We start from the raw sequence: 22,687 nt of genomic DNA on the forward strand, positions 1-22,687 counted from the left end.
CGGCGCAAGGCCGAGGCGGAGGCCGCGGGCCGGACGGCCATCGCGGTGGCCTGGGACGGCGAGGCACGGGCGGTGCTCGAAGTCGCCGACGCGGTGAAGGACACCAGCGCGGAGGCCATCGAGCGGCTGCGGGCCCTGGGTCTCACCCCGATCCTGCTGACCGGCGACAACCGGGCGGTGGCCGAGGCGGTCGCGGCCGAGGTCGGGATCGAGAAGGTGTACGCGGAGGTCATGCCGGAGGACAAGGTCCACGTCGTCAAGAAGCTCCAGGCGGAAGGCCGCTCGGTCGCCATGGTCGGTGACGGGGTCAACGACGCGGCCGCCCTCGCCCAGGCCGATCTGGGCCTGGCGATGGGGACCGGCACGGACGCCGCGATCGAGGCCGGCGACCTGACGCTGGTACGCGGGGACCTGCGGGCCGCCGCGGACGCCATCCGGCTGTCGCGCAAGACCCTCGGCACCATCCGGACGAACCTGTTCTGGGCCTTCGCCTACAACGTGGCCGCTCTGCCGCTCGCCGCGGCCGGGCTGCTCAACCCGATGATCGCGGGCGCCGCGATGGCGTTCTCCTCGGTCTTCGTGGTCGGCAACTCGCTGCGGCTGCGGGGCTTCAGGGCGGCGGCGTAGGACCGGCCCTCACCCCGCCCGCACGAACCGCACCCGGGTTCCCGGCACCGCCTGTGCCGCGCCCGCGAGTGCGGTTTCGTGCACGACACCGACGACCGGGTAACCCCCGGTCGTCGGATGGTCGTTGAGGAAGACCACCGGCCGCCCGTCCGGCGGCACCTGGACCGCGCCGAGCACCATCCCCTCGCTGGGCAGCCGCCCTCGCGGGCGCGGGTCAGGGCCGGGCCACGGGTGCGCAGGCCGATCCGCTTGCTGTCCGGCGAGACGCGGTACACGGCCGTGGTGAGCGTGCGCAGCGCCTCCTCGGTGAACCAGGCGTGGCGGGGGCCGAGGCTCAGCGGAAGCACCAGTTCGGCGGGTACGCCCGCCCAGGGCGCGGCCTCGGTGCCCTGGACACCCCAGCCGGCCACTGACCGCGAGGGTCTGGGACCACTGACCGACAAGGCCTAGGGTCGTCCCATGACCGACACCGACGACTCGCTCCGCGCCCGCTGGCAGGAGACGCTCACCCGGGCCCGGGGCGGAGCCGCCGGTCCCGATCCGGCGCCGTACGCCGCCAACCTGCTGGCGCGCTGGGCCGAGCCGCAGCGGCGGTACCACACGACCGCGCACCTGGTCGCGGTGCTCGATCACATCGACACGCTCGCCGGGCACGCGGCCGACCCGGACGCGGTACGCCTCGCCGCCTGGTTCCACGACGCGGTGTACCGGCCGGACCGGTCCGAGAACGAGGAGCGCAGCGCCGCGCTGGCCGAGCGCGCCCTCCCGGAGGCCGGCGTGCCGGACGGTGTCACGGCCGAGGTGGCCCGTCTGGTGCGGCTGACGGTCACCCACGACCCGGCGGACGGCGATGCCGACGGCGAGGTGCTCTGCGACGCGGATCTGGCCATTCTCGCGGCGGCCCCGAGTCAGTACGCGGCGTACGCGGCGCAGGTGCGCGAGGAGTACGGCTTCGTGCCCGACGACGCGTTCCGGGAGGGGCGTGCCACGGTGCTGCGCCAGCTGCTCGGGCTGCCGAGGCTGTTCCGTACGCCGCACGGGGCGGAGCACTGGGAGCCGCGGGCGCGGCAGAATCTGCTGACCGAACTGGAGCTGCTCGGCCACTGACCCGCGGCGGCGGGGGAATGCCGGGGCCGTGGCCGCTGTTGGCAGCTGTCATGCCCGACTCTGCCGTTCGCTCCTCTCGCATGCCCCTGGCCGTATACATCCTGGGTCTCTCGGTCTTCGCCCTGGGAACCAGTGAATTCATGCTCTCCGGGCTGTTGCCGCCCATTGCCGACGACATGAACGTGTCGATCCCCCGTGCCGGCCTCCTCATATCCGCCTTCGCGATCGGCATGGTGGTCGGCGCCCCGCTGCTCGCCGTGGCGACGCTCCGGCTGCCGCGCCGCACCACGCTGATCGCCCTGATCTCCGTCTTCGGCCTCGGTCAGGTCGCGGGCGCGCTGGCCCCGACGTACGAGGTGCTCTTCGCGTCCCGGGTGGTGAGCGCCTTCGCCTGTGCCGGGTTCTGGGCGGTGGGGGCGGCGGTCGCCATCGCGATGGTGCCGGTGAACGCGCGGGCCCGCGCGATGGCCGTGATGATCGGCGGTCTGTCGATCGCCAATGTGCTGGGCGTGCCCCTGGGGGCGTTCCTCGGTGAGAACTTCGGCTGGCGGTCGGCGTTCTGGGCCGTGGGCGCGGCGTCCGCCGTGGCGCTGGTCGGCGTGACGACGATGATTCCGCGCATTCCGCTGCCGGAGCAGAAGCCGCGGCTCAAGCAGGAGATGAGCATCTACCGGGACAGGCAGGTGTGGCTGTCGATCGTGATCACGGCGCTCGCCGCGGGCGGTGTCTTCTGCGCGTTCAGCTATCTCGCCCCGCTGCTGACGGATGTCGCCGGGCTGGACTCGGGCTGGGTGCCGACGGTGCTCGCGCTCTTCGGGATCGGCGCGCTGATCGGTACGACGATCGGCGGCCGGGTCGCGGACGCGCACCTCTTCGGGGTGCTGATGAGCGGTATCGCGGCCTCGACGGTCTTCCTGGTCGTGCTGGCGCTGTTCGCGTCGAACCAGGTCGCGGCGGTCGGGCTCTCGTTCCTGCTGGGCCTGTCGGCGTTCTACACGGCCCCGGCGCTGAACGCCCGGATGTTCAATGTCGCGGGCGCCGCCCCGACGCTGGCCGGCGCGACGACCACGGCCGCGTTCAACCTGGGCAACACGGGCGGCCCCTGGCTGGGCGGCACGGTGATCGACGCGGACTTCGGTTTCGCGGCGACCGCGTGGGCCGGCGCGGCGATGATGGTACTGGCGCTGGTGGCCGTGGTGTTCTCGCTGCGGCTCCAGGGCACGAGCAGGTCGCGCCGGGTGGCGGGGTCGCCCGCCGCGGTGTCGTCGGGGGCTTCCGCGAAGGAGGGCGCGCCCGCGCAGGAGGGGAGGGCCGTGCAGCGGAGTGCGGCCGTGGAGGCGTGCGCGGACGCGAGCCCTTCCGCGGGCTGACCCCGCCCGGTGTCCTCCGGCACCGCCCCGACATCTTCCGGCACGCGCCCGGCACCGTACGTCAGGTGCCGGGCGCGGGCCGTCCCTTGGGCCGCCGCAGCCCTGCCTCCGTGATCCGGCGGACGAGTTCCTTCGAGCCGATCTCCTTCGCCCCGGCCCGCACCGCGTCCGCGTACCGCGTCTCCGGTACGTCGTAGTGGTCCCGCTCGAAGGCGCGCGGCGGGCAGCCGATGGACGCCGCGAAGGCGTGCAGCTCCTCGAAGGACACATCGCTGACCAGGTGCGACCAGAGCCGCCCGTGCCCCGGCCACTCGGGCGGGTCGATGTAGACGGTCACCGGCGCAGTATCCCGCTCAGCGAACCGACCGGCGCCACGGCCACCGCGGCCTTGGTGCACACCCAGTGCGGATCGGGGCCCAGTTCGGGTTCGACGTCGAGAGCGTGCGGGTCGCCCGCGTCGCAGACCGGGCAGAGCGGCCATCGCCCGTACCGTTCGAGCAGCGCGTCCTGCACGTCCTGGGCGACGAGTCCGACCACGAACGCGGCACCGTCCGGCCACTGCTCGACCCACCAGCGCCGGTGCGTCACCGCGTCCTCGACCAGCGAGACGATCCCGGCCTCGGCGACGTCACCCGCGGCAAGATCGGCCATGACCAGCGCGCGGGCCGTGTGCAACGCCTGTTCCAGGGGATTCATCTCCATGGGCCCATTGTCACCCCGGCCGCGAACCCGCCTCGCGCGCCCGCCGCCTCCCTTTCCGCACTGTCGGAGGCAGCAGCCCAGGGGGCGGGGAACGGGTCACCGAGGAAGCAGGGACCAAAGGGGGGGTTGACGGGCAACACGGTTGAAAATATCTTTCAAATGTGACCCATGACCTGAAGGAAAGTTTCAGCGCTGATTCCCCGCCCGCCCCGGCGGCCCTCGCGGCCAAGGTGCGCACGCTCGCGCCTTCCATGACCCGTTCCATGCAGCGCGTCGCCGAGGCCGTGGCCGGTGACCCGGCCGGCTGCGCAGCCCTCACGGTCACCGGTCTCGCCGAGCTCACCGGCACCAGCGAGGCGACCGTGGTCCGCACCGCCCGCCTCCTCGGCTACCCCGGCTACCGCGATCTGCGCCTGGCCCTCGCCGGGCTCGCGGCGCACCAGCAGTCCGGCCGGGCCCCCTCCGTCACCGCCGACATAGCGGTCGACGACCCGATCGCCGACGTGGTCGCCAAGCTGGCCTACGACGAGCAGCAGACCCTCGCCGACACGGCCGCGGGGCTCGACACCGTCCAGCTCGGTGCCGCCGTGGCCGCCGCCGCCACCGCCCGGCGGATCGACATCTACGGCGTGGGCGCCTCCTCCCTCGTCGGCCAGGACCTCGCGCAGAAGCTGGCCCGGATCGGCCTGATCGCGCACTCCCACACGGACCCGCACCTCGCGGTGACCAACGCCGTGCAGCTCCGCTCCGGCGATGTGGCCATCGCGATCACGCACTCCGGCTCCACGGTCGACGTCATGGAGCCGCTGCGGGTCGCTTTCGACCGCGGCGCGACGACGATCGCGATCACCGGCCGCCCCGACGGCCCCGTCACGCAGTACGCCGACCACGTACTGACCACGTCCACCGCCCGGGAGAGCGAGCTGAGGCCCGCCGCCATGTCGAGCCGTACGAGCCAGCTCCTCGTCGTCGACTGCCTGTTCATAGGCGTCGCGCAGCGCACGTACGAGACGGCCGCACCGGCCCTCGCCGCCTCCTACGAGGCGCTGGCCCACCGCCACGCCCCACGCCCGCGCTGACCGGCCCGCCGATCCGTGACCCCCCGCACCCGCTGAACCGTACGAGACCGAGAAAGCAGAGCCGCCCCTCCATGACCTCCACCACCGACGCCGACCCCACCGCCTCCGACGGCTACGGCGAGCTGCGTGCCCAGCTCGCGACGCTCACCACCGAGGCGTTCCGGCCCGAGCTCGCCGAGATCGACCGGCTCGCCACGATCGAAATCGCCCGCATCATGAACGGCGAGGACCAGTCCGTCCCGGCCGCCGTCGGCGCCCGGCTGCCCGAGATAGCCGCCGCCATCGACGGCACGGCGGAGCGCATGGCCCGCGGCGGCCGGCTGATCTACGCGGGCGCGGGCACCGCCGGCCGGCTCGGCGTGCTCGACGCCAGCGAGTGCCCGCCCACCTTCAACACCGACCCCTCCGAGGTCATCGGCCTGATCGCGGGCGGCCCGACCGCCATGGTCAGGGCCGTGGAAGGCGCCGAGGACAGCAAGGAGCTGGCCGCCGCCGACCTCGACGCCCTGGAGCTCACCGCCGACGACACCGTGGTCGGCATCTCCGCCTCCGGCCGTACGCCGTACGCGATCGGCGCCGTCGAGCACGCCCGCCGCAAGGGCGCGCTGACCATCGGGCTGTCCTGCAACGCGGACTCCGCGCTGGGCGCCGCGGCGGAGCACGGCATCGAGGTCGTCGTCGGCCCGGAGCTGCTCACCGGCTCCACCCGGCTCAAGGCGGGCACGGCCCAGAAGCTCGTCCTCAACATGATCTCGACGATCACGATGATCCGGCTCGGCAAGACGTACGGGAATCTGATGGTCGACGTCCGCGCCTCCAACGAGAAGCTGCGCGCCCGCTCCCGCCGGATCGTCTCGCTCGCCACCGGGGCGTCCGACGAGGAGATCGAGGCCGCGCTCGCCGCGACCGACGGCGAGGTGAAGAACGCCATCCTCACCATCCTCGGCCAGGTCGACGGCCCCACCGCCGCCACCCTGCTGACCGCGTCCGACGGCCACCTCCGCGCCGCCCTCGCCGCCGCCCCCCGCACCACCTGACCCACCGGTTCCATCCCCGCACAGCAAGGCCCCAAGCACCATGGCAACAGAAGACAAGAACCGCGCCACCGCCGCCGCGATCCTTCCGCTCGTCGGTGGCGCAGCGAACGTCAGCTCCATCGCCCACTGCATGACCCGGCTCCGGCTGGGTCTGCACGACCGCTCGCTCGTCGACGACGAGGCCCTGAAGGCGGTCCCCGCCGTCATGGGTGTGGTCGAGGACGACACGTACCAGATCGTCCTCGGCCCCGGCACCGTCGCCCGGGTCACACCGGAGTTCGAGCAACTGGTCGAGGAGGGCCGGGCGGCGGCCCCCGCGCCGGCCCCCACGTCCGGCCCCGCCCCTGACCCCGCATCCGCATCCGCGGACGAACTGGCCGCCCAGGGTGCCGCGATGAAGGCGGCGCGGAAGGCGAAGAACGCCACCCCGCTCAAGCTGTTCCTGCGCAGGATCGCGAACATCTTCGTCCCGCTGATCCCGGCGCTCATCGGCTGCGGCATCATCGCCGGCCTCAACGGCCTGCTGGTGAACCTGGGGTGGCTGACCTCGGTCACCCCCGCCCTGGCCGCGATGGCGTCCGGCTTCATGGCGCTGATCGCCGTGTTCGTCGGCTACAACACGGCGAAGGAGTTCGGCGGTACGCCGATCCTGGGCGGTGCGGTCGCCGCGATCATCGTCTTCCCGGGGGTCGCGAACATCGAGGCGTTCGGCCAGAAACTCTCCCCCGGGCAGGGCGGTGTGCTGGGCGCGCTCGGTGCGGCGGTGCTCGCGGTGTACGTGGAGAAGTGGTGCCGGCGCTGGGTGCCCGAAGCACTCGACGTACTGGTCACCCCGACGCTCACGGTCCTGGTCTCCGGCCTGGTGACGATCTTCGGCCTGATGTACGTGGCCGGTGAGGTCTCCACCGCCATCGGTACGTTCGCCGACTGGCTGCTCTCCAACGGCGGCGCGGGCGCGGGCTTCGTGCTCGGCGGCCTCTTCCTGCCCCTGGTGATGCTGGGCCTGCACCAGGCGCTCATCCCGATCCATACCACCCTGATCGAACAGCAGGGCTACACCGTGCTGCTCCCGATCCTCGCGATGGCGGGCGCCGGCCAGGTCGGCGCGGCCGCGGCGGTCTACTTCCGCCTCCCGCGCAACGAGTCGATCCGCCGCACCATCAAGTCCGCCCTCCCGGCCGGTCTGCTGGGCGTCGGCGAACCCCTGATCTACGGCGTCAGCCTCCCGCTCGGCCGCCCGTTCATCACGGCGTGCGTGGGCGGCGCGTTCGGCGGCGGCTTCATCGGCCTGTTCAACCAGCTCGGCGACAAGGTCGGCTCCACGGCCATCGGCCCGTCCGGCTGGGCCCTGTTCCCCCTCCTCGACGGCAACCACGGCCTGGGCACCACGGCCGCGATCTACGCGGGCGGCCTGCTGGTCGGCTACCTCGCCGGGTTCCTCGCGACGTACTTCTTCGGCTTCAGCAAGGACCTGCTGGCAGAGTTCAACGTCTCGCAGGAACCGGCCGAATCCACGGTCGCCGCAACGGGCGGCCCGATGTCCCCGACGACGAAGGAACCGGCCGGGGTCTGACCCCGGGCACGCGTACACGGCTGAGGGGCGGCACCCGGCGTCGGGTGCCGCCCCTCAGCCATGCGCGCACGCCTGATCAGACCGGGAACTCATCCGTGGGGAGCGTCGCACCGAACGGCTCCGGCAGGTGATCGGCTTCCCGAACGGCACCGGGTCGGAGTGCTTGTACGTCCCGTCCTCATGGGGCTCCGTGAACAGCGTGGCCATCGCCCCACGTGTGTCGAACCGGTCGATCAGCAGATACATCGGCACGACCGAAGGGCGGCACCCGACCGGGGCGTCGCCCTTCCGCACGCCCGACGCCAGGTCACACCCGGCGCCCCGGCGCCTTCACGGCAGCCTCCCCTCCCTGTTGACCTCCCGGACCCGGGCCCGCAACACCTCCCCCAGCGGAGCCGGGCGCACCGACTCCGGCGGGCATTCCCACTCCGCCCCACCACCCGGCGCCCGCAGTTGCACGTACGGCCCGACGCTCCCCATCACGCGCCCCACCCGCCCGTCCCGGGTGTCCACCGCGAACGACCCCGGCTCCGGAGCGCACGGCTCACACCCCTCACCCGTCATGATCGGCCTGCCCCTGCGCCTCCAGCACCACGCTCAGCCGCAACGCCGTGTCGAGGTTGCACCGGCCGAGGTCGACCAGCGGCGACACCGGGTCGCTCCCCGCGCAGGACACCGGGTCGATCCGTAACGACGGCAACGTGATCCCCACACCCGAGAATCCCTCCTTCAGCCGCGCCACCGCATCCTCTGCTGCCTGCACTCTGCCCTCCGCCGCCCTGTGCCGTTCCTTGATCGTCATGCCCCATCCCTTTCCACGCTGAGTAATGACAATGCATACCCAGCGTGTTCAACGCGTCGCCGACCAGGAAGAGGCGCAGAACCAACAACCGCACATCTGTCACAGGGAGTTGTCATGCAAGGTGATCGGCTTCAAGAACGCCCGGTCTCCGCGTCCGCCGCCGCGCCTGCCCGCCGGGCCGTGGCAGCGATGCCCTGGAGCGCCGCGACATGCAGGGCCAGGGCCTGACGCCCGGCAGGTGTGAGGGAGAGCCAGGTCCGGGGGCGCTTGCCGACGTAACCCTTGCGGATGGCGAGGTATCCGATCCCTTCCAGCGCGGAAGCGACCTTGCTGAGCATCGAGTCGGAGACCTGGCAACTGCCGCGCACCGTGGCGAACTCGGCCTCGTCGCACGCCGAGAGGAAGGCGACGACCGCCAGCCGGGTGGGGTGGTTGATCGCCGCGTCGATCGCGGGCTCGCCCGGCGCGGAGGCGGCGGTCATCCGGCCACCCGGAGCTTCCGCCCGATCGAGGCGTTCCGCGCGACGAGCACCACCCAGGCGCCGAGTCCCAGGACGGCGAACATCGCGATCTTGCCGACGGCTTGATCGGCCCCGAGCTGCCGGCACAGCCCGTACGTCGCGCCCCCGGCGGCGAGAAGAACCAGAAGGGGAACCCCGGCCCGGCGCAGGCGTGCGGACCAGGGCAGGGTCACCATCACTCCCGACCCACGCCTGACAACGTTGACGAGCGCCAGCAGCACGCCCAGGCCCGCCGGCGCGATCAGCAGGGACAGGAGCACCGCCCAGCCGCCCCCTCCCTGGGCCCAGGCATCGGCGAGAGCGGGAACGATCAGGGCCGCGGCCGCCACGGGGCCGTACCAGAGGGGAGTCAGCCGGGCCGTGAGACGGGCCCGCTCCCTTGCCGTGTCGATGCCCTGCAGAGCCTCGGCCGCGAAGTCGGCGGACACGGCTGTGCCACCCGGTCGGGCGGGGGTGTTCTCCTGCGGTGCCATCACGTCTCCCGACCTGCTCATCACTGTCTGAACGATCTACCCCTCACCCTGACATCTACTTTCCAGAAAGGAAAGTACTTTCCTCCCCGTGGGGAACGGCCGCTCCAACTACCCCACCGGACAGGGCGATTGACGCACACCCCGGGAAACGGGGAAAAGAAGGGCGCGAATCGCTCGATTGGGTGGAGGTTTCAGGCCATACATACGGTTTGGGTGAGGAATGACCCCCGCGAGCGCAATCATTCGGCGGTGATCTCAACTTTCCGGACGGCACACCGTCCCAAGTCGCTGCGCACGGCCGGGTTCGGCGCGCTCGCCGTACTGACTCTGCTTCCGGCGATCCCGGCCGCCGCCGCCCCCGCGAAGGACCCGGCACCGCGTCCCGCCGCCCATGCGCTGCCCCGCCTCGTCACCCCCGCCGAGGCCAGGACCTCCGCGCACCTCGCCTCGTTGCAGGGCAGGCCGGAGAGGCTGAAGGCCTTCTTCAAGGCGCTGCCCAAGGGCGGTGACCTGCACAATCACCTGTCGGGTGCGGTCACCACCGAGTACCTGATCCAGCTCGCGGGCGAGAAGGGGCTGTGCATCGACGCGACGGACACGGCCGTGGCGCCGCCGTGCGGGCCGGGCACCAGGCCCGCGATCGACGCGCAGAGCGACGCGGCGTTCCGGCAGCGGATCATCCGGGCCTGGTCCATGCAGGACTTCCCGGCCGGCCAGTCCGGGCACGACCACTTCTTCGACACGTTCGGCAAGTTCGGCATGGCCACCTGGTACGCCCGGGGCAAGATGCTCGCCGACGTGGCCAACACCGTGGTCGAGCAGAACCAGTTCTATCTGGAGACCCTGGTCACCCCCGCGTCGGACAGCGGCAGGAAGCTTGCCGACAAGGTCGGTTACGACGCCGACCTGGCCGCCCTCCACCGCAAGCTCGTGGCCGGCGGACAGCTCGACCGGGTGGTGGACGAGGCGGTCCAGGAGGCCGACGACACCGACGTGCAGTTCCGGGAGGCCGCGCACTGCGACACGGCCCGCCCCGACCCGGGCTGCAAGCTCCCCGTCAGGTGGATCTCCCAGGTGTCCCGGGGCAGTTCCCCGGTACGGGTGTTCACGCAGATGGCGGTCGGCATGCGACTGGCCGAGCGCGACCCGAGGTTCGTCGCCGTCAACCTCGTACAGCCGGAGGACGGCGAGAGCGCGCTGACCGACTACAGCCTTCAGATGCGGATGCTGAAGTACCTGCGCGGCCAGTACCCGGACTCCCACCTCACCCTGCACGCCGGTGAGCTGGCCCCCGGCCTGGTCAAGCCCGAGGACCTGACCTTCCACATCCGCGAGGCCGTGCTCGTCGCCGGAGCCGAGCGCATCGGCCACGGCGTGGACCTGGTCCACGAGAACGACTGGCGGCAGCTGGCCCGGACGATGGCGCAGCGCAAGGTGGCCGTCGAGGTGCCGTTCTCCAGCAACAAGCAGATCCTCGGCATCGCGGGCGACGACCACCCGTTCAACGCCTACCGCCGCTACGGCGTCCCGATCGTGCTGGCCACGGACGACCCGGGTGTCTCCCGTATCGACATCAGCCACGAGTACCAGTACGCGGCCAAGACCTACGGCCTCCACTACGTCGAGCTGAAGGACCTGGCCCGCGCCTCGCTGGAGTACGCGTTCCGCGACGGCCGCAGCCTGTGGGCCACCGGTTCCGCCCCGTCCGGCTACCGCCCGGTCGCCGCCTGCCTGGGCAACCGGCCGGGCACCGACCACCCGAGCACGCGCTGTGCCCGCTACCTCGCCGACAACCCGAAGGCGGCGACCGAGTGGCGCCAGGAGGCGGCCTTCGCCACCTTCGAACGCAACAACCGCTGAGTGCACGACGACCGCTGATGCGGCCGGGTCCGGGGCTCAGGTCCCTGACCCGGCCGCATCTCTGCTGCCGCACTACGCACCGCCGTCGCCCGTCTCCGCCCACAGATGGCTGAGCGTGCCGAGGACGAGACGGCAGACCTCGTCCGGATCGGCACCGGCCAGGGGTTCGCGCGCGACAACCGTCCGCATCAGGCCGATCCCCAGCAGCCAGGCCATGGCGAGATCCGCACGGAGCGCGCCGTCCGGGGCGCCGGAGAGCCCGGCCAGCACGCTCTGGTACTCCTCCCCCAGCTCCCGCAGGGTTCCGGCCGCCTCGTCGCCCCGCCCGACCGAACGCAGATAGACCTCCAGGGAACGGTCCTCCGCCTCCTCCGCGCTACGGGTCAACATCGAGCGCAGGGCGGTCTCGAAGAGCTCCTCGGGCGGCGTCGCCCGCAACTGCTCCAGCCCGCCCAGCGCGACGACCTCGGCCAGCAAACCTCGTTTCGAGCCGAAATACCTGAACAGCAAGGCCTGGTTCACCCCGGCCCGCGCCGCGATGCTCCGGACCGTCGCCCCTTCGTAGCCCCGCTCCGCGAACAGGTCGCGGGCCGCCTCCAGCAACCGGCGGCGGGTGGCCGCGGCGTCCCTGCGGCGCTCTTCGGACGGCGGGACGGCAGCGGACTCCATGACGGCATTCCTCTCGGACGGCCCGTCAGGATAACGGCCGTAAAGCGTCGTTGACTGCCCGCGAAGGCCGCTCCTACCGTTGTAAGCAGCTGCTTACATCCGGGAGGCCGCAGTGACGACCGCAGACATCGCACCCCTCGCCTATCCCTTCAACACCCCAGATGGGCTCCAGCTGGCCGAGGCCTACGAGCGGGTGCGCGAACGGCCGGGCCTGTTACGGGTCCAGATGCCGTACGGCGAACCGGCCTGGCTCGTCACCCGTTACGCCGACGCCCGGCTCGTCCTCGGCGACCAGCGCTTCAGCCGGGCCGCCGCCGCCTCCCACGACGAGCCCCGGCAGTCCGAGGGACAGCGCGACGGCGGCATCCTCGGCATGGACCCGCCGGACCACACCCGGCTGCGCTCCCTGGTCGCCAAGGCGTTCACCGTCCGCCAGGTCGAGAAGCTGCGCCCCCAGGTACGGGAACTGACCGCCGGCCTCCTCGACGAGATGGAAACCGCCGGACCGCCCGCCGACCTGGTCGACCTGTTCGCGCTGCCGCTGCCGGTCGCCGTGATCTGCCGGATGCTGGGCGTACCCACCGAGGACCGGCCGCGCTTCCGCGTGTGGAGCGACGACGCGCTGTCGACCAGCTCCCTCACCGCCGAGGAGTTCGAGGCGAGCCGCGAGGAACTGCGCGCCTACATGGCCGGGTTGATCGAACAGCACCGCCGCTCGCCGCAGGACGACCTGATGACGGCGCTCATCGAGGCCCGCGACGACGGCGACCGGCTCTCGGAGCTCGAACTCGTCGATCTGTGCGTGGGCATCCTGGTGGCGGGGCACGAGACCACCGCGTCCCAGATCCCCAACTTCGTCCTCACCCTCCTCGACCACCCGGACCAGCTGGCCAGGCTCAGGGCCGAACCCGAGCTCGTCCCGAACGCGGTGGAGGAGCTGCTCCGCTTCGTGCCCCTGGGCAGCGGCGCCGGTCAGCCCCGATACGCCACCGAGGACATCGAGGTCGGCGGAACCCTCGTCCGCGCGGGCAGCCCGGTCCTGGTCGCCGTGGGCGCCGCCAACCGCGACGCCCTGCGGTTCGCCGCCCCGGGCATCCTCGACATCGCCCGCGAGGGCAACCAGCACCTCGGATTCGGCCACGGGGTCCACCACTGCCTGGGCGCCCCGCTGGCCCGGCTGGAACTCCAGGAGGCGCTGTCCGCCCTCATCACCCGCTTCCCGGAGCTGCGCCTGGCGGGAGACGTGACCTGGAAGTCCGAGATGCTGGTGCGCGGCCCGCGCGTCATGCCGGTGGAGTGGTGACCGCCATGATCTGGAACGTACGCGTCGATACCCAGCTCTGCCAGGGGTCGGGCATGTGCGCCGGGACCGTCCCCGAGGTGTTCGCCCTGGACGGCGAGCGCGCCCGCGCACGGGCCGACGGGATCGAGCCGGACGAACGGATCCTGGACGCCGCCGACATCTGCCCGGCCCTGGCGATCACCGTCCACGACGGAAACACCGTGATCGGCCCCCGCCGAGACTGACCCCGCCCTGCCTGGCGGGATTGCTCAGCGATCGGCCGATGTGCGGTTGGGTGCCCGTAGCTGGTCGGCGTCGCCGGCGGCGAGCCTGCCCCGGCACCGGGCGCCGGGCCATGGGCACCACCGCGCGAACGGCGGCGCTGTTCGAGGAGGTGGACCGCGGCACGGGTCTTGGAACCAATGCGGTCGGACCGGCATCGAAGACCCCGAGCCGACCGGAACATCCCGGCCCAGGAGCCCGGACCCCACACCACGGATCAGTCCCGCCGGATCAGCTCGGGGTTCACCCTCCGCCCCACCAACGGCAATGACCCGACCGCCGAGCTTCCCGGTCACCAGCGCCAGCAGCAGGAGCGTGGCCGGCACCGCGCCCCCACAGAAACGTGACCGGGCCCGGGGCTCAAGGCCCGGGCCCGGTCACGGGATGCGAGGCGGACTAGCCGAGCCGCTCCAGGACCCACTGGGGCCGGCCCTCGCGGAGGAGGACCACGCGGCTGCCCTCCGTGGTCAGGTAGCCGAACTCGCCCCAGCCGAGAGCGATGGCAACCGGCGCACCGCCGTCCGGGCCCTGGATCGACCACTCGTCGGGCTGGTTGCCGCACTGGTCCACCCACACCACCGGCGGGTAGATCCGGACCGGCGAGAGCGCGAGGCAACGGCCTTCGCCGCGCGCCTCGACGATCCGGGCCAGGCCGTTGCCCTGGTTGCGGATCTCCCACACGGTGCCGAGGTTGCACGGCTCGACATGGCCCCCGAGCGGGCCTTCACCGCCCGCGAGACACTGACCGCTGCGCGCGTCACGGATGAAGTAGGCGCCGTCGTCGGCGGCCTGGGCGGGGGTGGCGAGCGCCAGGACCGCGACGGCGGACGCGGCCAGCGACAGGATGGATCGGATACGCACGGGACTCCTCGTACAAGCGGAGGGGATGGAGGGAAAGCGCGGGCCGAGCGGCCCGGCACCCAAGATCACAGGAGCCCGCCGCCCCTTTCCCGTGGCCCGCGCCGCGCCCCAGCCGTTCCACCCCGCCAGCAGCGGCGCATCGGGGCGCGCTCGGCGCATTCAGATCGGTGCGCGCCCCCTCTCGCCAGGGATGTTCCACCCGGGGCTCAAGCCGCGAAGTCCGAGCGCTCTTTCCGAGGAATGGGAGGTGGGCCACTTCCCACCCACCCACCCCGAGCGCTGAGTTGACTTTTCGTGACCGACTTGCCACCGACGGTGGCGACGCTCTGGCGTGCCGAATGCGGAGCGACGCTCCGCGACGCAGAACGGCCCCTGCCGGTGCGGAAACACCAAGAACAGGGGCCTGACCACTTCGATCGTTTTCAAGGAGCGATCTGATGGCTGACAGCCAGCTCAGACCGACCGGCAATAGGGGGGCGGCGTCGCAACTTCCCCGCACCGACCGGGATTTCGCGCACCTTCCGGCTCGCGAGGCGTCCATCGCCGCGTGCATCGACCGGCTGCCCGAGGGTTCCGACATCTCCGTGAAGACGCTCGCCAAGCACCTCCCGTACGGGCAGTGCGCGCTGCGTACCGCCCTCAACCGACTCCAGGACGCCGGGCATCTGCGGCGCGGCAGCGAGTGTGTCGCCAACGACGAGGTGCTGCTCTGGGTGACCCGGACGTTCTTCTCCCGGACCGCGCGGGACGACGAGTGGTGGGCGGCGTTCACCCGGGGCGACGTGCCGGCCGAGCAGCCCCAACGCCCCACCCGTTCCCGCGCGTTCGCACTGCTCGCCGCGCTGGTCCGGACCGCGCCCGCGCTCACGCTGTCGGCGGCCGACTGCGCGGCGCTGGAGCCGCAGGCCGTCGAGTGGATCGAGCGCGGAGCCACCGAGGCGGAGCTGCTGCACGCCCTCACCGCCGGGCTCCCCACTCCTGTCCACCACCCGCCCACCCTCGTCCGCAGGCGGCTCGCCGACAGGATGCCACCCGAACGAATCACTCCGGCACCACGGCGAACGGTGCTGCGCACCCTCGAATGCAGCGAGTGCCGCCCACCGGGCACCGCGGAGGCCCTGATCGGCGGCCAGTGCAGGCCGTGCCGGGGCGAAGCGGTCGCCGCACCCGCCGGGCCCGACGGAGCCGTACCGGCGAACGGCGTACGCGAGCGGATGAACGACGTACGGGCCGGGCTGGCCCGACGGTCCGTGCGGCCGAAGTCGCGCTGACCCGAGGAGGCGGGAAGCCGCGCCGGGTGTCCGAAACCGGTTCCCACCTGGGGGTGGTTTGATCCGCTTCCCACGCCTGGTCGCTACGTTGCGTGTTCCGCTTGGCACGTATCGTAATCAACCGTCCCAAAGGGGAACGAACCATGTCCGAACCGTCCCACGAGCAGATCGTCTCCGGGCTCCGCGACAGGCCCCCCATCGCTCTGGCCCCCGGCCCCCGTCTGGACGCCGAGAAGCCCGTCTCCCTCCCGCTGCCGCCCAGCACCGTGTGGGATCTGCCGGGCGGGACCGCCTGGGTCTACTACGGCGAGGGAAACACCGGTCTCGTGCGGCCGGTCATCTTCGCCGACGGCTTCAACACGGGGCCCAGCGAGCTGGAATTCTCCTGGCAGATCATGGAGTTCGGCGACTACGCGCTCATCAGCGAGCTGCGCCGCCGTGGCCATGACGTCATCCTCCTCGGCTTCCACGAGCGCAGTGCATCGATTCTGGACAACTCCCGTACCGCGCAAGCCGCGATCATGCACGCCATCGCGGAGCGGCAGAGCGACACACCGCTGGCCGTCGGCGGGTTCAGCATGGGCGGGCTCGTCACCCGGCACGCGCTGGCCAAGTTGGAGATGCAGCGCATCGACCACCGGACCGCTCTGTACTTCTCGTACGACAGCCCCCACCGGGGAGCCTGGATCCCGGTCGCGCTCCAGGCGTTCGCGCACTACATCAAGGATCTCGACAGCCGGTTCTCCGACCAGATCAACAGCCCGGCCGCCCAGCAGCTGCTGTGGCGGCACATCGAGAAGTGGGACGACACACCGGATCAGAGCGAACTGCGCGCCCAGTTCCTCGCCGAGATGACGGCCGTCGGGGAATGGCCGCGTCGGCCCCGGCTGATCGGTGTCGCCAACGGCGTGGCCGACGGCACCGGCTCCGATGCGCGGGCGGGCGAACTGGCCCTGGAAGGCAAGGGCCAGTCGGTCCTGGGGACCAAGCTCTACACCCAGGTGCCGGGGCGCGACGAACTCGCCGCGAAGCTGCGCGTGGTGACGCTGAAGACCAACGAGGTCCGTACGAACGGGCTCCCGTCGATCGACGGCGCACCCGGCGGCTCGCTGGAAGGCTTCGGCATCCTCGCCGACGCCTTCAACGCCCTGAACCCGATCCTCGGCTTCAAGGCCGACGTGCGTATCCGGTCGCACTGCTTCGTGCCGGCGGTCAGTGCGGTCGACGTCGGTGACCTGGACACGGACGCCGAGCTGTACAAGAACATCTCGGTACTCCCGGAGGACGCGAGCGGGCTGGACGAGTTCAGGCTCGCCTCCCGGAACGAGGGACACACGCTCGTGACGGAGGAACTCTGCACCTGGCTGCTCGACCGCCTGCCGTAGGACACGTCGGCCGGCCCCGTCGTACCAGGGCGCCAGGCCGCCGGAGGGCGGGCTCGTGGGGGCGGTCGGGACGGTGCCGCCGCACCGCGCCCTGGCCGCGAACCGGGCGTACGTCACGTCGCTCTTCGACCGGTGGCTGCGCGGGCACGACGACCATCTGCTGGACGGGCCCTCGGAGCGCTTCCCGGAGATGGTGTTCGCTCGGTAAGGCGTCGGCCCCCTGGACCAGCTGGTCCAGGGGGCCGACGCGGCAAAGCTGTACAGGAACTACCGATCCGTCAGGATCAGAAGTCCATGTCACCGCCCGGCATGCCGCCCGGAGCGGCCGCGGCGGCCTTCTCCGGCTTGTCGGCGATGACGGCCTCGGTGGTGAGGAAGAGCGCGGCGATGGACGCGGCGTTCTGCAGGGCGGAACGCGTGACCTTCGCCGGGTCGAGGATGCCCTCGGCGATCATGTCGACGTACTCGCCGGTCGCGGCGTTCAGACCGTGGCCGACGGCCAGGTTGCGCACCTTCTCGACGACGACGCCGCCCTCAAGACCACCGTTGACGGCGATCTGCTTGAGCGGGGCCTCCAGCGCCAGCTTGACGGCGTTGGCGCCGGTCGCCTCGTCACCCGAGAGCTCCAGCTTCTCGAAGACGGCCGAGGCCTGGAGCAGAGCCACGCCACCACCGGCGACGATGCCCTCCTCGACGGCAGCCTTGGCGTTGCGCACCGCGTCCTCGATGCGGTGCTTGCGCTCCTTGAGCTCGACCTCGGTCGCGGCACCGGCCTTGATGACGGCCACGCCGCCGGCCAGCTTCGCGAGGCGCTCCTGGAGCTTCTCGCGGTCGTAGTCCGAGTCGGAGTTCTCGATCTCGGCGCGGATCTGGTTGACGCGGCCCTGGACCTGGTCGCTGTCACCGGCACCGTCGACGATCGTCGTCTCGTCCTTGGTGATGACGACCTTGCGGGCGCGGCCGAGCAGGTCGAGACCGGCGTTCTCCAGCTTGAGGCCGACCTCCTCGGAGATGACGGTGCCACCGGTGAGGATGGCGATGTCGCCGAGCATGGCCTTGCGGCGGTCACCGAAGCCCGGGGCCTTGACGGCGACGGACTTGAAGGTGCCACGGATCTTGTTGACGACCAGGGTCGACAGGGCCTCGCCCTCGACGTCCTCGGCGATGATCAGCAGCGGCTTGCCGGACTGCATGACCTTCTCCAGCAGCGGAAGGAGGTCCTTCACGTTGCTGACCTTGGAGTTGACGATCAGGATGTACGGGTCGTCGAGGGACGACTCCATGCGCTCCATGTCGGTGGCGAAGTACGCCGAGATGTAGCCCTTGTCGAAGCGCATACCCTCGGTGAGCTCCAGCTCCAGACCGAAGGTCTGGGACTCCTCGACGGTGATGACGCCTTCCTTGCCGACCTTGTCCATGGCCTCGGCGATGAGCTCGCCGATCTGGGTGTCGGCGGCGGAGATGGAGGCCGTCGAAGCGATCTGCTCCTTGGTCTCCACGTCCTTGGCCTGCTCCAGGAGGGCGGCGGAGACGGCCTCGACGGCCTTCTCGATGCCCCGCTTGAGAGCCATCGGGTTGGCACCCGCGGCGACGTTGCGCAGACCCTCGCGGACGAGAGCCTGGGCGAGAACGGTGGCGGTGGTCGTACCGTCGCCGGCGACGTCGTCCGTCTTCTTGGCGACCTCCTTGACCAGCTCCGCACCGATCTTCTCGTACGGGTCCTCCAGCTCGATCTCCTTGGCGATGGAAACACCATCGTTGGTGATCGTGGGGGCGCCCCACTTCTTCTCAAGGACGACGTTGCGACCCTTGGGGCCAAGGGTGACCTTGACGGCGTCGGCGAGCTGGTTCATGCCGCGCTCGAGACCGCGCCGGGCCTCCTCGTCGAACGCGATGATCTTGGCCATGTGAAGTGGTCCTCCCGGACAGGGGTGGATTTCTCCGGACCGAGTGGCGCCCGCGACGGACGGCCTGCGTGACCGGTGGTTCCTTGCCCCACCGACCTGCGGGCCTCACCGGCCCGGTCCAAGTTCTGTCACTCTCACCTGGAGAGTGCTAACGCCAATGATTAGCACTCGACCCCCGAGAGTGCAAGCGTCCCCCTCGCGATGTGGACACCGCGTCGGGGCGCGCGGGGGCGCGGTCGGGGCACGCACGAGACGCACTGAGGGCCCGTACCCCCGGGGTACGGGCCCTCAGTGCGTGAGTGCAGTGCGTGAGTGGTGTCGTTGGCCGACCGCTCGAACTCAGCCGACGGCGAGCTTGACCATGTCTGCCTGCGGCCCCTTCTGGCCTTGCGAGATCTCGAATTCAACTCGCTGACCCTCTTCGAGGGTGCGGTACCCGTCCATCTGGATCGCGCTGTAGTGGACGAAAACATCCGCACCACCGTCGACCGCGATGAAGCCGTACCCCTTCTCCGCGTTGAACCACTTGACGGTGCCCTGAGCCATGCCTAACTCCCCTATTACTGGCCCTTGCGCAGGACCGCACTTCGCGGGCCCGGGTCAGAACTCACCCTCCGACAGGAGAGGGTGTGTGCGCCGGAACGCGTCGACCGCGGCTGAATGTATCTGCCCAACTGCCCTCTGCAACAGGTCAATCGGACGAGAATTCTCGGCAGCACCGAACGCCCGGATATGCGGAATTCATATGAATCCTGGGCAAGTCGGGCCAGGCAAAGGCGACTTATGCCTCAAGCGGATCGCGCACTTTGGCTGCTTCTTGTCGTGGCCGGGCGCATTCTCGTATGCGGGCGGCACGGGCAGCTGGGGGGACTTCCCACACTCTACCGCGCTCAACCATGCAGAATTGCCCCCTCCGCGATTGAAGCGGAGGGGGCAATTCGATATCGCGGTGCGGTCGGACGGGGCGTCAGCAGCCGCCGGCCACGGCCGGGATGATCGAGATGCCGGCGCCGTCCGGCGTGGCCGTCTCCAGACCACCCTCGAAGCGCACGTCGTCGTCGTTGACGTACACGTTCACGAAGCGGCGCAGCTTGCCCTGGTCGTCCAGGACACGGGCGGCGATGCCCGGGTGGTTCTGCTCCAGGGACTCGATGACCTGGGAGAGGGTCGAGCCCTCGGCCGGGACCTCGGCCTGGCCGCCCGTGTAGGTGCGGAGGATGGTGGGGATGCGGACCTTGACGCTCATGGTGGGTGCCCTTCCTGAAGTCTCGGGTGGTCAGCTGGTGGCGAGGCCGGCGGCGCGGAACGCGTCCAGGCTGGGACGGATCGTCGCGGTCGCCTGAGAGGTGTCGGCCACCGCGTCGAGGGTCTTGAGGCCGTCACCCGTGTTGAGTACGACGGTGGTCAGCGACGGGTCGATCAGACCGGCCTCGATGAGCTTCTTCGTCACGCCGACCGTCACACCGCCCGCCGTCTCCGCGAAGATGCCCTCGGTGCGCGCCAGCAGCTTGATCGCGTCGACGACCTGCTCGTCGTTCACGTCCTCCACGGCACCGCCGGTGCGGCGGGCGATGTCCAGGACGTACGGGCCGTCCGCCGGGTTGCCGATGGCGAGGGACTTGGCGATCGTGTTCGGCTTCTGCGGCCGGACGACGTCGTGGCCGCCCTTGTACGCGACCGAGACCGGCGAGCAGCCCTCGGCCTGGGCACCGAAGAGCTTGTACGGCTTGTCCTCGACCAGTCCGAGCTTGATCAGCTCCTGGAGGCCCTTGTCGATCTTGGTGAACTGCGAGCCGGAGGCGATCGGGATGACCAGCTGGTCCGGGAGCCGCCAGCCGAGCTGCTCGCAGATCTCGTACGCCAGGGTCTTGGAGCCCTCGCCGTAGTACGGACGCAGGTTGACGTTGACGAAGCCCCAGCCCTCGCCCAGCGGGTCGCCGATGAGCTCGGAGCAGAAGCGGTTGACGTCGTCGTAGTTGCCCTCGATGCCGACCAGCTCACCGCCGTACACCGCGGCCATGACGACCTTGCCCTGCTCCAGGTCGTGCGGGATGAACACGCAGGAGCGGAAGCCGGCGCGGGCGGCGGCGGCGCCGACGGCACCGGCGAGGTTGCCGGTGGAGGAGCAGGAGAGGGTGGTGAAGCCGAAGGCGCGGGCCGCCTCGATGGCCTGGGCGACGACGCGGTCCTTGAAGGAGTGCGTGGGGTTGCCGGAGTCGTCCTTGACGAAGAGCTTGCCCTGCTCGACGCCGAGCTCACGGGCGAGGTTGTCGGCCTGGACGAGCTTGGTCCAGCCGGGGTTCAGGTTCGGCTTCTCGGCGACATCGGCGGGGACCGGCAGCAGCGGGGCGTAGCGCCAGATGTTGGCCGGTCCGGCCTCGATGCGCTTCTTCAGCTCTTCGGGGGAGCCGCTCGGCAGGTCGTACGCGACTTCGAGCGGCCCGAAACAGGACGCGCAGGCGAAAATGGGGCCGAGTTCGAAACGCTCGCCGCACTCGCGGCAGGAAAGGCCCGATGCGGGACCGAGGTCGACGGCTTCGGCGTCGACGGAAGAACTGATGCTTACTGCAACGGTCTGCGCAGCCATGATGGCGAGGCCCTTTCTCCTCATCTTCCTCGCGGCGCGTTTCGCCACGAGACGGAATTGGCACCTTCCTCACCGGACCTCTCGGTCGGTGGGGGGGTTGCCGGGACTTCAACGGGCCGTTCCCTCAGTCCCTCTGGATGAGCGCTGTGGCACCGGATCTTCGATCCGGGCATTTATCGGCGGACGGACCCCGGCATGCGATGGCCGCCCGCGTTGTTCAAGACTGTAACCGAAGCACCGGACTGTTGAGATAGTCGTCCGAACCGCGAGATGGATCACATACAGGGGAGTATCGACCGTGCTGGAAGAGGTCGAATGCTGGCTGGCCAGGCGTTCCTGGTCGGCCGCCGACCGCCCGCTGGACCGCCTCCTGGCCGCCAGGGCCGCGGCCGGGGAAGCGGGCCGCGGGAGCGTCAGCGTCGTGCTGCCCGCACTGAACGAGGAGGCGACGGTCGGCGAGATCGTCGCGACGATCCGGCGCGAGCTGATGGACAAGGTCCGGCTGGTCGACGAGCTGGTGGTGATCGATTCCGGTTCCACGGACGCCACCGCGAAGGTCGCCCGGGAGGCCGGCGCCCGGGTGGTGCACCGCGACGCGATACTCCCCCGGATACCGGCCGTGCCCGGCAAGGGCGAGGTTCTGTGGCGGTCGCTCCTGGTCACCGGTGGCGACATCGTGTGCTTCGTCGACGCCGACCTGAAGGACTTCTCGGCGGACTTCGTCTCCGGCATCGTCGGCCCGCTGCTGACCGACCCGGACGTGCAGTTCGTGAAGGCGATGTACGACCGCCCCTTCGGCACTGATCCCGATGGGCTCGCCTCCGGCAGGACCACAGGCCAGGGCGGTCGCGTGACCGAGCTGGTGGCCCGTCCGCTGCTCAATCTGCACTGGCCGCGTCTGGCCGGCTTCGTGCAGCCGCTGGGCGGCGAGTACGCCGTACGCCGCTCCCTGCTCGAACGGCTGCCCTTCCCCGTCGGCTACGGCGTGGAGCTGGGCCTCCTGGTCGACGCGCTGCACACCGTGGGGCTGGATGCTCTGGCCCAGGTCGACGTGGGGGTGCGCAAGCACCGGCACCAGGACGGGCAGGCGCTCGGCCGGATGGCGGCGGCGATCTACCGGACCGCGCAACTGCGGCTTTCCCGCGGCCACTTGGTGCGCCCGGAACTCACCCAGTTCGAGCGCGGCGCGAATGGCTTCGTACCGCGCACCCATGCCGTGGACACCGAGGAGCGCCCCCCGATGTGCGAGATCGAGGAGTATGTTTCGCGCCGCGCGGCCTGACTTCGCACGT

At 70.9% G+C, this 22,687-nt stretch carries 25 protein-coding genes, 2 pseudogenes and 1 riboswitch; of the genes and pseudogenes, 13 read left to right on the forward strand and 14 right to left on the reverse strand.

All coding sequences use genetic code 11. The features are described from left to right. Positions 1 to 627 (forward strand): HAD-IC family P-type ATPase (locus BT364_RS27380; protein WP_143166559.1); only part of this gene is annotated, 627 nt, incomplete at its 5' end. Positions 628 to 636: 9 nt separating this feature from the next. Here BT364_RS27380 and BT364_RS27385 read toward each other — a convergent pair. Next, positions 637 to 1,001 (reverse strand): annotated as a pseudogene (locus tag BT364_RS27385) (allophanate hydrolase subunit 2 family protein); the annotation flags it as partial. An 85-nt stretch (positions 1,002 to 1,086) separates the two neighbouring features. Here BT364_RS27385 and BT364_RS27390 point away from each other — a divergent pair. Both BT364_RS27390 and BT364_RS27395 read left to right on the forward strand, forming a co-directional pair. Next, the gene (locus BT364_RS27390; RefSeq protein ID WP_072487911.1) at positions 1,087 to 1,734 is read left to right on the forward strand and encodes an HD domain-containing protein; all 648 of its coding nucleotides are present in this window, start codon (positions 1,087 to 1,089) and stop codon (positions 1,732 to 1,734) included. 80 nt (positions 1,735 to 1,814) lie between these two features. After that, positions 1,815 to 3,104 (forward strand): Cmx/CmrA family chloramphenicol efflux MFS transporter, encoded by a 1,290-nt coding sequence (locus BT364_RS27395; RefSeq protein ID WP_072487912.1) that lies wholly within the window; start codon positions 1,815 to 1,817, stop codon positions 3,102 to 3,104. A 61-nt stretch (positions 3,105 to 3,165) separates the two neighbouring features. Here BT364_RS27395 and BT364_RS27400 read toward each other — a convergent pair whose 3' ends face one another. Together BT364_RS27400 and BT364_RS27405 are read right to left on the reverse strand one after the other, a co-directional pair. Next, a complete protein-coding gene (locus BT364_RS27400) occupies positions 3,166 to 3,441 on the reverse strand; it encodes a DUF4031 domain-containing protein (RefSeq protein ID WP_072487913.1) in 276 nt (91 codons plus the stop codon). Then, on the reverse strand, positions 3,438 to 3,806 hold the full coding sequence (locus BT364_RS27405; protein WP_072487914.1) for a hypothetical protein: 369 nt from the start codon (positions 3,804 to 3,806) through the stop codon (positions 3,438 to 3,440). The genes BT364_RS27400 and BT364_RS27405 overlap by 4 nt, the downstream gene beginning before the upstream one ends. 161 nt (positions 3,807 to 3,967) lie before the next feature. Between BT364_RS27405 and BT364_RS27410 the strand changes: the two genes are divergently transcribed. The 3 genes from BT364_RS27410 (at position 3,968) to BT364_RS27420 (ending at position 7,495) form a co-directional block, all read left to right on the forward strand. Then, complete coding sequence (locus tag BT364_RS27410) at positions 3,968 to 4,885, forward strand: MurR/RpiR family transcriptional regulator (RefSeq protein ID WP_072487915.1); 918 nt, start codon at positions 3,968 to 3,970, stop codon at positions 4,883 to 4,885. A 71-nt stretch (positions 4,886 to 4,956) separates the two neighbouring features. Continuing rightward, positions 4,957 to 5,922, forward strand: a complete 966-nt coding sequence (gene murQ / locus BT364_RS27415; protein WP_072487916.1) for an N-acetylmuramic acid 6-phosphate etherase — start codon at positions 4,957 to 4,959, stop codon at positions 5,920 to 5,922. Between the two features lie 40 nt (positions 5,923 to 5,962). Then, positions 5,963 to 7,495 carry a PTS transporter subunit EIIC gene (locus BT364_RS27420; RefSeq protein WP_072487917.1) on the forward strand — a complete coding sequence of 511 codons (1,533 nt, stop codon included), beginning with the start codon at positions 5,963 to 5,965 and terminating at the stop codon, positions 7,493 to 7,495. Positions 7,496 to 7,571: 76 nt separating this feature from the next. Here BT364_RS27420 and BT364_RS43340 read toward each other — a convergent pair. The 5 genes and pseudogenes from BT364_RS43340 to BT364_RS27445 form a co-directional block, all read right to left on the reverse strand. After that, a pseudogene (locus tag BT364_RS43340) lies at positions 7,572 to 7,747 on the reverse strand (Uma2 family endonuclease); the annotation flags it as partial. 78 nt (positions 7,748 to 7,825) lie between these two features. Next, on the reverse strand, positions 7,826 to 8,059 hold the full coding sequence (locus tag BT364_RS43345; protein WP_072487918.1) for a hypothetical protein: 234 nt from the start codon (positions 8,057 to 8,059) through the stop codon (positions 7,826 to 7,828). Continuing rightward, positions 8,049 to 8,297 (reverse strand): hypothetical protein, encoded by a 249-nt coding sequence (locus BT364_RS27435; RefSeq protein WP_072487919.1) that lies wholly within the window; start codon positions 8,295 to 8,297, stop codon positions 8,049 to 8,051. The genes BT364_RS43345 and BT364_RS27435 overlap by 11 nt, the downstream gene beginning before the upstream one ends. A 131-nt stretch (positions 8,298 to 8,428) precedes the next feature. Next, positions 8,429 to 8,779: a winged helix-turn-helix domain-containing protein gene (locus BT364_RS27440; protein WP_072487920.1), complete on the reverse strand. Its 351-nt coding sequence runs from the start codon at positions 8,777 to 8,779 to the stop codon at positions 8,429 to 8,431. Continuing rightward, on the reverse strand, positions 8,776 to 9,291 hold the full coding sequence (locus tag BT364_RS27445) for a hypothetical protein (RefSeq protein ID WP_143166560.1): 516 nt from the start codon (positions 9,289 to 9,291) through the stop codon (positions 8,776 to 8,778). The genes BT364_RS27440 and BT364_RS27445 overlap by 4 nt, the downstream gene beginning before the upstream one ends. 249 nt (positions 9,292 to 9,540) lie before the next feature. Here BT364_RS27445 and BT364_RS27450 point away from each other — a divergent pair, with 249 nt between their 5' ends. Continuing rightward, the gene (locus tag BT364_RS27450; RefSeq protein WP_072487922.1) at positions 9,541 to 11,151 is read left to right on the forward strand and encodes an adenosine deaminase family protein; all 1,611 of its coding nucleotides are present in this window, start codon (positions 9,541 to 9,543) and stop codon (positions 11,149 to 11,151) included. A gap of 72 nt (positions 11,152 to 11,223) precedes the next feature. On the opposite strand, the gene BT364_RS27455 is transcribed toward BT364_RS27450, so the two are convergent. After that, positions 11,224 to 11,820, reverse strand: a complete 597-nt coding sequence (locus BT364_RS27455) for a TetR/AcrR family transcriptional regulator (RefSeq protein WP_072487923.1) — start codon at positions 11,818 to 11,820, stop codon at positions 11,224 to 11,226. Between the two features lie 112 nt (positions 11,821 to 11,932). Between BT364_RS27455 and BT364_RS27460 the strand changes: the two genes are divergently transcribed. Together BT364_RS27460 and BT364_RS27465 are read left to right on the forward strand one after the other, a co-directional pair. After that, positions 11,933 to 13,123, forward strand: a complete 1,191-nt coding sequence (locus tag BT364_RS27460) for a cytochrome P450 (protein WP_072487924.1) — start codon at positions 11,933 to 11,935, stop codon at positions 13,121 to 13,123. Between the two features lie 5 nt (positions 13,124 to 13,128). After that, positions 13,129 to 13,347, forward strand: coding sequence for a ferredoxin (locus BT364_RS27465; RefSeq protein WP_079179674.1), 219 nt, complete (start codon positions 13,129 to 13,131; stop codon positions 13,345 to 13,347). Positions 13,348 to 13,780: 433 nt separating this feature from the next. Here BT364_RS27465 and BT364_RS27470 read toward each other — a convergent pair whose 3' ends face one another. Further along, positions 13,781 to 14,245: an RICIN domain-containing protein gene (locus BT364_RS27470; RefSeq protein ID WP_072487925.1), complete on the reverse strand. Its 465-nt coding sequence runs from the start codon at positions 14,243 to 14,245 to the stop codon at positions 13,781 to 13,783. Between the two features lie 437 nt (positions 14,246 to 14,682). On the opposite strand from BT364_RS27470, the gene BT364_RS27475 reads away from it, so the two are divergent. From BT364_RS27475 to BT364_RS27485, 3 genes are all read left to right on the forward strand, one after another. Next, positions 14,683 to 15,516, forward strand: a complete 834-nt coding sequence (locus BT364_RS27475) for a hypothetical protein (RefSeq protein ID WP_072487926.1) — start codon at positions 14,683 to 14,685, stop codon at positions 15,514 to 15,516. Between the two features lie 143 nt (positions 15,517 to 15,659). Next, a complete protein-coding gene (locus BT364_RS27480; RefSeq protein ID WP_072487927.1) occupies positions 15,660 to 16,901 on the forward strand; it encodes an esterase/lipase family protein in 1,242 nt (413 codons plus the stop codon). Between the two features lie 55 nt (positions 16,902 to 16,956). Then, positions 16,957 to 17,109 (forward strand): hypothetical protein, encoded by a 153-nt coding sequence (locus tag BT364_RS27485; protein WP_371268656.1) that lies wholly within the window; start codon positions 16,957 to 16,959, stop codon positions 17,107 to 17,109. Positions 17,110 to 17,185: 76 nt separating this feature from the next. On the opposite strand, the gene groL is transcribed toward BT364_RS27485, so the two are convergent. From groL to thrC, 4 genes are all read right to left on the reverse strand, one after another. After that, positions 17,186 to 18,808: a chaperonin GroEL gene (groL, locus tag BT364_RS27490; protein WP_072487928.1), complete on the reverse strand. Its 1,623-nt coding sequence runs from the start codon at positions 18,806 to 18,808 to the stop codon at positions 17,186 to 17,188. A 339-nt stretch (positions 18,809 to 19,147) separates the two neighbouring features. Then, the gene (locus BT364_RS27495) at positions 19,148 to 19,354 is read right to left on the reverse strand and encodes a cold-shock protein (protein ID WP_003967346.1); all 207 of its coding nucleotides are present in this window, start codon (positions 19,352 to 19,354) and stop codon (positions 19,148 to 19,150) included. A 421-nt stretch (positions 19,355 to 19,775) separates the two neighbouring features. Next, on the reverse strand, positions 19,776 to 20,054 hold the full coding sequence (locus tag BT364_RS27500; RefSeq protein ID WP_072487929.1) for a MoaD/ThiS family protein: 279 nt from the start codon (positions 20,052 to 20,054) through the stop codon (positions 19,776 to 19,778). Positions 20,055 to 20,084: 30 nt separating this feature from the next. Beyond that, positions 20,085 to 21,395, reverse strand: a complete 1,311-nt coding sequence (thrC, locus tag BT364_RS27505) for a threonine synthase (protein WP_072487930.1) — start codon at positions 21,393 to 21,395, stop codon at positions 20,085 to 20,087. A 17-nt stretch (positions 21,396 to 21,412) separates the two neighbouring features. After that, positions 21,413 to 21,539, reverse strand: a riboswitch (SAM riboswitch). A 154-nt stretch (positions 21,540 to 21,693) separates the two neighbouring features. Here thrC and BT364_RS27510 point away from each other — a divergent pair. Next, on the forward strand, positions 21,694 to 22,677 hold the full coding sequence (locus tag BT364_RS27510; RefSeq protein ID WP_072487931.1) for a glucosyl-3-phosphoglycerate synthase: 984 nt from the start codon (positions 21,694 to 21,696) through the stop codon (positions 22,675 to 22,677). The last annotated feature ends 10 nt before the right edge of the window (positions 22,678 to 22,687 follow it).

Origin of the sequence: Streptomyces atratus (assembly GCF_900119365.1) — a bacterium.
Lineage (GTDB): Bacteria > Actinomycetota > Actinomycetes > Streptomycetales > Streptomycetaceae > Streptomyces > Streptomyces atratus_B.